This window comes from Phenylobacterium sp., from assembly GCF_031412415.1.
Taxonomy (GTDB): domain Bacteria; phylum Pseudomonadota; class Alphaproteobacteria; order Caulobacterales; family Caulobacteraceae; genus Phenylobacterium.
This window is the reverse complement of the sequence record NZ_JANOCX010000238.1, coordinates 1-10,413: the sequence shown is the minus strand read 5'-3', so window position 1 is coordinate 10,413 and position 10,413 is coordinate 1. Positions and strand designations below refer to the sequence as shown.

The window sequence follows — 10,413 nt, the reverse complement described above, 5'->3', positions numbered from 1 at the left end:
ATGACGTCCCAGGTCAGCGGCCCTCGGCGACCCCGTGTCCCGATCTCGGCGGTCCAGGCCTCCTGCGCCTCGACGGGGGCGAAGCCGGTTCCCGTCGGCGACAGCGAACCGTGGTTCGGCGGCTCCACCGATTTGGTGAGGTTGGCGAAGACCTGCGCGCCTTGTTCATCTTCCCAGATCAGGCCGATCCGAGGCGCGATCCAGTCGAAGTTCTTAGATGCGCTGAGGTTGAAGGTGCTGGGAACGCCGGGCACGGCGAAGCCGCGATAGTCGCGGGTCGCCACTCCCCAGGTCGCCCCGGCCACCAGGGCCAGACGCTCGCTGACGAACAACCGGCCCTCGCCGAAAAGGTCACCCGCCGTGGCGTTCTGCTGGGAGATCGAGGTCGGCGCGCCGCGTGCGCCCCTGATGTTGGCGTAGAAATTGGAGTCCAGGTCGCCCTTGCGCAACCACAGGCCGGCGAAGGCGTCGGCCCGCATGCCGCCGATCTGCCCGTCCCAGTCCAGCCGGCCGAAGACGCCGTAGTTGCGGCTCTGCTGGTCGATCACCTGGAAGATCGGATGATCCAGGTCTTTCCAGATGGCGTAGGCGCCGCCTTCGAAGACCAGGTCGTCATTGACCCGCCAAATGGTTTGCAGCGAGCCGCGCAGGCCCCGAACATTGCGGCCCTGGTCATTGGCATAGTTGCCTGCCGCGGCTTGGCGGGGGTTCCGGTCGAACTGCGCGCGGGTCAGGGCGCCGGGAATTTCCTGGGCGATGTTGGCGCCGTTCACGATTAGCCGGATCTCGCGGTCCTCGCCAAAGCTGTGACCGACGTTCAACGTGGCGAACTGCAGGTTCTGCTGGCTCTGCGGACGCCAGCCCTGACCGGTCTGGTTGGTCGCGGCGGCGAACACGTCCCAGTCGCCGATCTGGCGGGCCACGGCCGCATGCTCGCGCAACAGGCCGAAGGATCCGCCATCCACGCGGACCTGGTTCTCGAACCCCGCGTCGGCGCCGGTCGGGGTGACCATGTTGATCGCCCCGCCCAGCAGGGCGCCGCCGAAACGAAGGGCGTTGCCGCCGCGATAGACCTCGGTGTAGCGGGCAAGCAGGGGGTCGGCGATCTGGCTGTCGCCGTAGCCGTCGGCCTCGTTCAGCGGCAGGCCGTCCTGGGCCAGCAGCAGCCCGCGATTGTGGTTGGCGTTGCCGATGCCCGAGCCGCGGATCGAGATGCGGATATCGCCGCCCCACTTGCGCTGAGTGTAGACGCCCGGGGCGTCGCGCAGCATGTCGTCGAGCGCCAGGGCGAAGCGGTTTGCATACGATTCCGAGGAGATGACCGAGACCGCGCCCGGCGTTTCTGACAGCCGCTTGCGAGCGTCAGCGACGACGGCCGGGTCTTCGGGATCGGGGCGGGCGGTGACGATGACGGAATCGACGGTGTTTGTGTCGGCGTCGTCTGCGGCGGCCAGGGCGGGATAGCCCATGACCATGAGGGCGCTCGAAATGAGCAGGAGGGTCTTCATTTGCGGTGTCCATCGCGCCGCCGATGACGGCGGGCGTAAGCGTGCTGATATCGGGGCGAGGCGCGCGAAGGCGCCGACGCTCGGCCAGGGGCCGGCGCTTCAGGTCAGCAGGCTAGGGGGGCCGCGGGCGGGAAGGGGCGGGGCGGCGAGCCCGCGGCCCGGCGCCAGGTCGACCGCCGGCCGTGGCGCGATGGCGCGATAGGCCACGAACGCGACGGTTTCGGTCGCGATCAGGCTTGGCGCAGGCGCGGCCGAGGCATGGCCGGCGAAGGCGCAGGGGCTCTCGTGGTCGGCGGCTTCGCCCTGATCCTCGTGGCCGGGCACGGTCTCGCCGGGCTGCACCATCACCGCCCCCTGGACGGTGCAGAGCATGATCGCGAAGGGCGCGTCGTTGGTCGCCGAACGCGCCATGAAGCCCGCCGGGATCATCACCTTCAAGGCGATGGCGAAGGCGGCCAGCATCAGGAAGATGCTTTGGGCCGTCGCTCTGTCGGGGTGAGTCCGTCGGGTCACGGGCGCCGCATTAGGCCAAAAGCCTAACCTTGGGTAGCTGTTTTGGTCGCGTCGTGGAGGCGCGGTCAGGCGCGATGATCTTGAGGGCCTGCGGCTCCCGTCGGCTCAGGCGAGATCGAGGTCGTTCGCGCCCTACGCGTCTGCCGCTGGCGTTCGTTCCAAGGCCAGGGCGGCGAAGGCGGCATGGATCACCGAGTCCGGGACCAGCTCGGGGGTGAGGAACCGCTGGAAGAGCAGGCCCTCCGTCATGGCGTGGATGACGACCACCAGCATCGCCGCGGGCATCGGCAACCCGTCGTCGTCGGCCACCGCGTCGAGCCATGCCGCGCCACGTTCGAAGCTCGCGGCGGTGTGCTCCCGCACCTGCGCGCGGAGCTCTTCATGATTGAGCGTGTGCGCCATGCCTTTCAGTCGGCCGACGGCGGCGTCGCGGCGATCGGGGATGGCCGCGATCGTGGCGTCGGAGAGGGCGCGCATCTTCTCGGCGAAGGTCGAGCCGCGTCGGATGACCGGCTTGATCGGCGGCCAGTAGCTGGTGGCGAGCGCCATGAAGAGGTCGTCGCGGTTCTTGAAGTTCCCATAGATCGCGCCGCTGGTCATGCCGGCCCGCTGGGCCACGTCCTGCAGCGTGGTGCGCTCGTAACCCTTCTCGCGGATCAGTTCTCGCGCGGCCTTGAGCAGCGCGGCCCGCGTGCGCTCGCGCTTGTCACCCTTGGGTCTGCGTCGGGCGCTCTCGATTGTCGCGTTGGCTGTCACGATCCTGAATCTAGATCATTGCCAATTATATAGAAAGTCTATTTTATAAGACGACAATATTATCCGCCTCCGGGCGAGGAGGCGGCCATGGACCATCCCATCACGAAGGCGCTCGAGAAATATGTCGACGCCGATGAATTGGCCGGAGCCGCCGCTCTGGTGTGGCGCGACGGCAGGGTTCAGCACGCGGTCGCCGTGGGGTGGCGCGACATGGACGCGATGGCGTTGATGACGCGGGACACGATCTTTCGCATCGCCTCGATGACCAAGCCGGTGACCTCGACCGCCGCGTTGATGCTGATCGAGGAGGGCGCCTTCGCCTTGGATGACCCGATCAGCCGGTGGGCGCCGGAGTTTTCGCAGATGCGCGTCCTGCGGTCGCCGACCGGTCCGCTGGACGACACTGACGCCGCGAACCGGGAGATCACCTTCGACGACCTGCTGACCCACCGTTCGGGGATCACCTATGGCGACTTTCACGCAGGCCCGATCGCCGCCGCTTACTTCGCCGCCCTGGGCAGCGACATCGACAGCCACCTATCACCCGACGACTGGATCGCCGCGCTGGCCGCCTTGCCGTTGATCGATCAGCCGGGGGCTGGCTTCCACTATGGGCACTCGACGCACCTGCTGGGCCTGCTCATCGCGCGCATCGAGGGTGCGCCGTTGAGCGAGGTGCTCCAGCGCCGGATTTTCGCGCCCCTGGGCATGAAGGACACCGGCTTCACCGTGCCGGTGGCCAAGCACGAACGGCGCGCGCAGATGTACGGTTTCGACGCGGCCGGCCGGATCATCCCTCGGCCGCTGGGGACCAAGGACGCCGGCGCCCTGTTGGCCGAGCGGTCCGACGACATGACCAACGTCTCCGGCGGCGGGGGATTGTGGTCGACCCTGGACGACTATCTCGCCTTCGCGCGGATGTTCGTAGGCGAGGGCTCCGTGGACGGGGTGCGCCTGTTGAAGCCCGAGACCCTGGCGCTCATGACCGCAAACCACCTGACCGAGGACCAGCGCGCCAGGGGTGAGAACTTCGGGATGCCGCTGTTCACCGCGCACGGCTTTGGGCTTGGGCTGGCCGTCGTCATGGACCCTGAAACGGCGGCGGTGACCCGTTGTAAGGGCGGAGTCGGGACGGTGGGCTGGCCGGGCGCCTACGGCGGTTGGTGGCAGGCTGATCCCACCGACGGCTCGGTGATGATCTTCCTGGCGCACAACATCTTCGAGCTGGAGCAGCTGGCCCAGGGGATCGGGCTCGCGGTCTACGGGGCGATCACCGAATTTCACGGCCTGGCCTCCGCATAGCGCCCGACCTGCTTGCGCTACCCCGCTCTGCTATGTAACTTGCATAGAAAGACTGATGGCGGCTTCGCGTCGCGGAGCGGTCAGAGGGGGGCGAAACCATGCCGGACTATGTGACGGTGCTGGCGGTCAACGCCGGGGTGATCCTGGCGCTGTTCGTGCTGGCCTGGGCTTTGTGCGTGGCCATGAAGGACTGCACGCCGGTCGATAGCCTCTGGGGGCTGGGCATGGGCGTCGTGGCGATCTCGACCTACCTGCAGACCGGCGGCGGGACTGAGCGACGGTTGGTGCTGACGGTGATCTGCGTGGCCTGGGCCGTGCGCCTGGGCGCCTACATGTTGTGGCGGTGGCGCGATCACGGACCGGACGGGCGCTATGTGCGCATGCTGGACAAGGCCAAGGCCGAGCGCGGCTGGGGCTATGGCTACGCGGCTTTCCGGCTGGTCTTCATGTTGCAGATGCCGCTGCTGTGGCTGGTGTGCCTGCCGGTGCAGTTGGGGCAGGTCGCCGCAGAACCCGCGAACCTGGGAACACTGGGCTGGATCGGGGTCGGGCTGGCGATCTTCGGCCTCGCCTTCGAGGCGCTGGCCGACTGGCAGCTCGTTCGGTTCAAGAAGAACCCCGCCAACGCCGGGCAGGTGATGGACAAGGGCCTGTGGCGCTCTACCCGCCATCCCAACTATTTCGGCGACGCGTGCGTCTGGTGGGGCCTCTGGATCGTCGCCGCCGAGACGACGCCTGGGCTCTTCGCGGTGGTGGGACCGATGTACCTGGTCTTCACGCTCACCCGTTGGAGCGGCGTGCCCACCGTCGAAGGACGTTTGCGCCGGCGCAAACCCGCGTACGAATCCTACATGCGCCGCACATCCGGCTTCTTCCCCTGGCCGCCCAAGCCGCCGGAAGCCGCGTAAACGGCCGGAGGCTTGACAAGGGGGGGCTGCGACCGAAGGGTCCGCGCGCCCCCGACACTTGAGGCGACATGGACGAAACCAGCCGCTCTGACCCTCCGGGCCCGGCGCCTACCACCCAGCTCGTCCAGGCCAACTCCGCGACCCGCGCGCTCAACATCCTGGGCGACCGCTGGACGCTGATGATCCTCTATCTGGCGTTCCAGCGCGTCCGTCGCTTCGACGAGTTCCAAAGCCGCATCGGCCTGGCGCGCAGCCTGCTGATCGACCGGCTGCGACGCCTGCACGCCGTCGGCATCTTCAGTAAGGTCCGCTATCAGGAACGCCCCGCGCGCGACGAGTACCGGCTCTCGGAGATGGGCCTGGACCTCTACAGCCTGGCGCTCAGCATCATCCGCTGGGAGAAGCGCTGGTTCTACGACCCCGCCAACCCGGCCCACCATCTGAAGCACGACTGCGGCAAGGTGTTCACCCCGGAGTTCCGCTGCGGCTGCTGCCGTGGCTTGGTGAGCCCCCGGGATGTCTACGTGGTCGAGGGGCCGGGCGCGGCGTTCGAGCCGTCTCCCCCGCCGCGCGCGCAGCGGCGCTCCATCGTCCCGGCGGGAGATCTGAACCAGGGTAATCCCATGCTGGACCGCGCCTTCCAGGTGCTAGGCGATCGCTGGACCAGCCACGTGATCGCCTCGGCCTTCATGGGCCGTCGGCGGTTCAACGATTTCCAGAACGCGCTGGGCGTCGCGCCCAACATCCTCTCGGATCGTCTCACCCGGCTGGTGGATCTCGGCGTCCTGCGCCGGGAACTGTACCAGCAGCGGCCGGACCGCTGGGAGTATCGGCTGACCGACGAGGGGCGCGACCTCTATCCTCTGATCGCCGAGTTGAACCGCTGGGGCGACCGGTGGCTGGCCACCAATGGCCCGCCCCTGATCACCCATCACCGTGTCTGTGGCCACGAGCTGGAGCCGCTCGTCACCTGCGATCAGTGTGGCCAGGAGGCGAGCGTGCTCAACGTCACGCCGGGCTAGCCTACTTGGCGATTGGCCGGTCCAGCATCTCCTTCACCTCGTCGGTGATGGGCTTGCCGGCCTTCATGTCGGCGCTGATGCGGCCGTCGAAATACTCGCGCCACTCGCTCACCAGGGCGCCGCGGAATTGCAGGCTGCCAGCGTAGGGGATGGCCACGTGCTGGCCGGTGGTGAGCCGGAACTCGTCCACGCCCTCCATGAACAGCCGGTCCTGGGACTCGGCGTGGTCGAAGATCCGCCAGGTGTTGCTGCCAGGCTCGATCATCGCCTTCATCTTCTCCAGCGCCGCGCGCATGGCCGGTTTGCCCTTGATCGCCGGGGCGTAGCCGGAGGAGTTGCGCCAGACGATGTCGTCGGTGACCAGCGCCAAGACGCCTTCGACGTCCTGCTGCTTCCAGGCGGCGATGATGGCCTCGAGCACGGGATACAGGCGGGGCATGGGAGACTCCTTGGCGATGGCCGGCGCGGCCGCGAGCGCGCCGGTCGCGGCGGCGGCGGTGATCAGGGCTCTGCGGTCGAGGGACATGGGGGCGGCTCTCAGGACGCAAGGGGGCGGTCGAGCAGGCTCTCGACCTGACGGGTCAGAGGCGCGCCGGACTTCTGTTCGGCGGCGACGCCCAGGTCGACATAGTCGCGCCAGCCCACGATGAGGTCGCCGCGGAACTCCAGCACGCCGGCATAGGGCGTCGCCACCCGCTTGCCGTCCGTCGTGCGGTAGTCGTCGACACCTTCGACGAACAGCCGGTCGTCGTTCTCGGCGTGGGCGAAGATGCGCCACTGAATGTCGTGCATGTCGGTGTGGAACCGCTCCATCAGCTTGCGAGCGGTAGCCTTGCCGCGGACCGGGGGCATGGCGGCGGCGGCGTAGTGCCAGACAATCTCGTCGTCCATGAAGGCCAGGACGCGATCGATGTCCTTGGCCTGCCAGGCCTCGATGACCTGCTGGAAGATTTCGTAGCAGCGGCCCATCGAAAGCTCCGGAGTTTCAAAGAGAAGACGCCGGGCGGCGCGAAGCCGCCCGGCGTCGGGATTAGAAGGCCGCCGAAAGCTCGATCCCGTAGGTTCGCGGCGCGCCGAAGGACGACATCTCTTCCTGGAAGAACGGAATGATGTTGGTCCGGTAGATCGTCTTGCCCAGGTTCTTGCCATAGACCGAGATGGTCCACGGGCGGTCGGGCAGGGTGAGCGCGATACGGCCGTCCAGGGTGCCGTAGCCGTCTTCCCAGGTGGTGTTTTCCGGGGCCCAGGGCATGCGGCCCTGGTAGCGGTAGCTCAGGCGGGCCGACAGGGCGTCCTCCCACGATCCGACGCTGGTGGTGGCCTCGGCGCCGAACGCACCCTGCCAGCGCGGCGTGCGCTGCATCCGCTTTCCGGAGTTGTTCACGCCGGCGAAGATGAAGGTGTCGTAGGTGGCGTCAACATAGCTGGCGCTGGCCCAGGCGCGGAGCCAGCGGGTCGGGGCGACCTGAAGGTCCGTCTCGAAGCCCTTGATCGTGGCGCCAGGGGCGTTGCTGATCACGTTGCAGAGGCAGGAAGCGAGGGTCTGCTGAACCTGCAGGTTCTTGTACTTCATGTAGAACACGGCGGTGTTCCAGCGAACCGTGCGGTCGAACAGCTCCGTCTTGTAGCCGGCCTCGTAGTTGGTGACCGTTTCCGGGTCGTAGGGCGTGGCGGCGGCGAAGGCGTTCGACGCGCTGTTCTGGAAGCCGCCGCCCTTGAAGCCCTTGGACACCGTGGCATAGGCCATGTTGCTGTCGTCGGGCGTCCAACGCAGGGTCGCCTGGGGGGTCAGTTCCTTCCAGGATTCGCTGTAGGGCGTGGCGAAATTGACGGTCAACGGGGTCAGCGGCGCGGTGTCGGCCGGGTTCAGCCGGTCACCGGTGGCGACGATGATGCCGCGCTGGAAGCCGTACTTCTTGTCGGCGGTGTAGCGGGCGCCGACGTCCAGCTTCAGGGTGTCGGTCACGTCGAAGCCAACCTGAGCGAAGACGGCCATGTCGCGGTTGTGGCCCTGGTCGTCCCAGTGGCTCTCGCCCGACAGGGTCGGCAGGACCGTCGATTCGCCCCAGTAGCGGTTGTACTGGTGGACGTTGGTCTTCTGGTAGTAGGCGCCGACGATCCAGTCGAACCGGCTCTCGTTGTCAGTCGAGGCCACCCGCAGTTCCTGCGAGACCTGGTTCATGCCCTCGATGAAGTTCACCGGCTCGGCGAAGAGCAGGGGGCCCGCCACGTTGAAGCCGTTGGCCGGGCCGAGGCCGGTTTGGTCGTACAGCGTGAACGAGTGATTGTGCCGGTACCCGGTGATGCTGGACAGCCGGATATTCTCGGCCAGGTCCTTCTCAGCCTTGATGATGATGTCATAGGTCTCGTGACGCGCGCCCTGCGGCGTCGCCGCCCGGTCGCCCTTGAACAGCGGCCAGATCGGCAGGCTCTCGGTTCGGCTCAGGCCGCCGGGACGCAAGGCGGCGATCAGGGCGCGGGTGGTGGACCAGGGGGTGAAGCCGGCGGGCAGGGTCGGGCTCTTCAAGCCGACCCGGTGGATGCCGTCGTTGCTGTCCTTGGAGTAGTCCACATTGATGCTGGCGCGGAAGTCGGAGTCCGTGGGGGCGTAGGCCAACTGGACCCGGGCCTGGAACGAGTCGAGGTTCTCGAGTTCCGTGTTGTGCAGGATGTCCTTGTAGTAGCCGCCGCGGTTGATCGTCTGGAACGAGAACCGGCCCGCCAGGCTGTCGGTGATCGCGCCGGTGACATAGCCGTTGCTCTGCCGAAGGTCGTAGTTGCCGACGGTGAGGGTGATACGGCCGGATGTTTCCGAGCTGGGCGCGTTGCTGATGATGTTCACCGCGCCGCCGGCCACGTTCTTGCCCAGCAGCACGCCCTGCGGACCGCGGACCACCTCGACCCGCGCCACGTCGTAGAAGGCCGAGTTCAGGTTACCCGAGCGGCTGACATAGACGTCGTCGACGAAGGTCGCGACAGACTGGTCGGCGGTGGGCGAGCTGAGGCGGGTGTTCACCACGCCGCGAATATTGATCTCGTTGGACTGGGGCGAGTTGGCGGTGAACGAGATCCCCGTCATGTTGTGGGCCAGATCCTCAAGGGTCAGGACCCGATCCTTCGCCAGGCTGGTGCCGGTGACGGCGGTGATCGACAGCGGCGTGGTCTGGACGTTTTCCTCACGCTTCTGGGCGGTGACGATCAGTTCCTCGAGCTGGGCGCCGCCCTTGTCGGCGTCGGCCGCCATCGCTGGCATAGCCAGAGCCATGCCGGCGATCAACGCGACGAAGGACGTGGAGTTTTTCAAGTTCACTATGCTTCTCCCCCTAGATCAGGCGGGCGTCTTAGACGCCTCGACCCTATGTTGTTTTCCCGCGTTTCGCGGTGATTTGTGTACGGTCTCTCTACGTTTCAGATCTCGCGCAGGCGTTCCGGAAGTCGTGCGAAGGCAATGACCTGAGACAATCCTGAATTGCCTAGGAATGATCGTCGCCAACCAAAGACGAACACTGATCATCTCTGGCAAAGGTATTGGCTGGCGTCGCTTTTTCCTTAGTAAACCAGCTAAGTCGCAGTTTCGAGGATAGGCGGATTCATTTGGTCTCGTCAAGCAAGTCACCCGGGCCTGGCCCCGCGAGGACCCTTCGTGGGCGGCGGCCGTCGAGGGTTTTCGATTCCCGAGAAAATGAGCTTGCCAACTGTAGGTACTGTTATGCAAGTTAATTCGGCGGCGGTCGCTACGAGACGTCGACCGCGATAGTCGGTGAGGAGACCAGGGGATGTCGGTGAGTCTAACGGACGAGCAGAAGATCGCGGCCGGCCGCGAAATGGCCGCGGCCTGGAAGGCCCTCGATTGGCGCAAGGTGGCCGACATGTTCACGCCCGACGGCGTGCTGCATTCGATGATGGTCCAACCGATCGTCGGCCGCGACGCGGTCTACAAGCGCGTGTCGGGATTGGGCGACGGATTGGAATCCATCACCCTGAACATCAGCCACATGGGGGTCATCGACGGGGTGCTCTACATGGAGCGGGTCGACGAGTTCGTTGTGCGCGGGAAGGCCGGTTCCGCGCCGGTGGTGGGCGTCCTGGAGTTCGACGGTCCGCTGATCAGCGTCTGGCGGGAGTATTACGACCGCGCCCATCTGCTGAAGAACATGGGCGTCGTCGAGGACTTCGATCAGAAGACCCGATGAGCGCGGTCGCGCCGCCCGCCTAGCGCCCGTGGCTGCGCAGGGCGCCCGACTGGGCGGAGTCGATGTACTCGTCCAGTCGGGTGATCAGGCCATCCTTGATCCGAACGACGCAGCAGGCGTCCATCGCCCACTTCGTGCCGTCGGGCAGGGTCGCCTCCAGCACATGCTGTTGCAGGAAGCCGTCAGACAGCGCCTCGCGCCGGATCACCCG

At 66.7% G+C, this 10,413-nt stretch carries 10 protein-coding genes and 1 pseudogene; 4 read left to right on the top strand and 7 right to left on the bottom strand.

What is annotated here, in order from left to right; translation table 11 throughout:
* From RMO04_RS11840 to RMO04_RS11830, 3 genes are all read right to left on the bottom strand, one after another.
* On the bottom strand, positions 1–1,508 hold a 1,508-nt coding region (locus RMO04_RS11840), incomplete at its 3' end, for a TonB-dependent receptor (protein WP_309644986.1).
* A 99-nt stretch (positions 1,509–1,607) separates the two neighbouring features.
* Positions 1,608–2,021 carry a DUF2946 family protein gene (locus RMO04_RS11835; protein ID WP_309644985.1) on the bottom strand — a complete coding sequence of 138 codons (414 nt, stop codon included), beginning with the start codon at positions 2,019–2,021 and terminating at the stop codon, positions 1,608–1,610.
* A gap of 132 nt (positions 2,022–2,153) precedes the next feature.
* Positions 2,154–2,777 (bottom strand): helix-turn-helix domain-containing protein, encoded by a 624-nt coding sequence (locus RMO04_RS11830; protein WP_309644984.1) that lies wholly within the window; start codon positions 2,775–2,777, stop codon positions 2,154–2,156.
* An 87-nt stretch (positions 2,778–2,864) separates the two neighbouring features.
* Here RMO04_RS11830 and RMO04_RS11825 point away from each other — a divergent pair, with 87 nt between their 5' ends.
* The 3 genes from RMO04_RS11825 to RMO04_RS11815 all read left to right on the top strand — a co-directional run bounded on the left by RMO04_RS11825 (position 2,865) and on the right by RMO04_RS11815 (position 6,009).
* Entirely contained in the window at positions 2,865–4,079 is a 1,215-nt protein-coding gene (locus RMO04_RS11825) for a serine hydrolase domain-containing protein (RefSeq protein ID WP_309644983.1), read from the top strand.
* Positions 4,080–4,177: 98 nt separating this feature from the next.
* Complete coding sequence (locus RMO04_RS11820; RefSeq protein ID WP_309644982.1) at positions 4,178–4,987, top strand: DUF1295 domain-containing protein; 810 nt, start codon at positions 4,178–4,180, stop codon at positions 4,985–4,987.
* A 68-nt stretch (positions 4,988–5,055) separates the two neighbouring features.
* Positions 5,056–6,009, top strand: coding sequence for a helix-turn-helix domain-containing protein (locus RMO04_RS11815; protein ID WP_309644981.1), 954 nt, complete (start codon positions 5,056–5,058; stop codon positions 6,007–6,009).
* A gap of 1 nt (position 6,010) precedes the next feature.
* Here RMO04_RS11815 and RMO04_RS11810 read toward each other — a convergent pair whose 3' ends face one another.
* The 3 genes from RMO04_RS11810 to RMO04_RS11800 all read right to left on the bottom strand — a co-directional run bounded on the left by RMO04_RS11810 (position 6,011) and on the right by RMO04_RS11800 (position 9,319).
* Complete coding sequence (locus RMO04_RS11810; protein WP_309644980.1) at positions 6,011–6,535, bottom strand: nuclear transport factor 2 family protein; 525 nt, start codon at positions 6,533–6,535, stop codon at positions 6,011–6,013.
* 11 nt (positions 6,536–6,546) lie between these two features.
* Positions 6,547–6,978, bottom strand: a complete 432-nt coding sequence (locus tag RMO04_RS11805; protein ID WP_309644979.1) for a nuclear transport factor 2 family protein — start codon at positions 6,976–6,978, stop codon at positions 6,547–6,549.
* Positions 6,979–7,039: 61 nt separating this feature from the next.
* Complete coding sequence (locus RMO04_RS11800; RefSeq protein ID WP_309644978.1) at positions 7,040–9,319, bottom strand: TonB-dependent receptor domain-containing protein; 2,280 nt, start codon at positions 9,317–9,319, stop codon at positions 7,040–7,042.
* 466 nt (positions 9,320–9,785) lie between these two features.
* Here RMO04_RS11800 and RMO04_RS11795 point away from each other — a divergent pair, with 466 nt between their 5' ends.
* On the top strand, positions 9,786–10,202 hold the full coding sequence (locus RMO04_RS11795) for a nuclear transport factor 2 family protein (protein WP_309644977.1): 417 nt from the start codon (positions 9,786–9,788) through the stop codon (positions 10,200–10,202).
* Between the two features lie 19 nt (positions 10,203–10,221).
* Here RMO04_RS11795 and RMO04_RS11790 read toward each other — a convergent pair.
* A pseudogene (locus RMO04_RS11790) lies at positions 10,222–10,413 on the bottom strand (ketosteroid isomerase); the annotation flags it as partial.

Excerpts from the sequence above, each read along its gene's own strand:
- RMO04_RS11815 (WP_309644981.1), top strand. The coding sequence starts at position 5,056 with ATGGACGAAACCAGCCGCTCTGACCCTCCGGGCCCGGCGCCTACCACC.
- RMO04_RS11805 (WP_309644979.1), bottom strand. The coding sequence starts at position 6,978 with ATGGGCCGCTGCTACGAAATCTTCCAGCAGGTCATCGAGGCCTGGCAG.
- RMO04_RS11825 (WP_309644983.1), top strand. The coding sequence starts at position 2,865 with ATGGACCATCCCATCACGAAGGCGCTCGAGAAATATGTCGACGCCGAT.
- RMO04_RS11810 (WP_309644980.1), bottom strand. The coding sequence starts at position 6,535 with ATGTCCCTCGACCGCAGAGCCCTGATCACCGCCGCCGCCGCGACCGGC.
- RMO04_RS11795 (WP_309644977.1), top strand. The coding sequence starts at position 9,786 with ATGTCGGTGAGTCTAACGGACGAGCAGAAGATCGCGGCCGGCCGCGAA.
- RMO04_RS11820 (WP_309644982.1), top strand. The coding sequence starts at position 4,178 with ATGCCGGACTATGTGACGGTGCTGGCGGTCAACGCCGGGGTGATCCTG.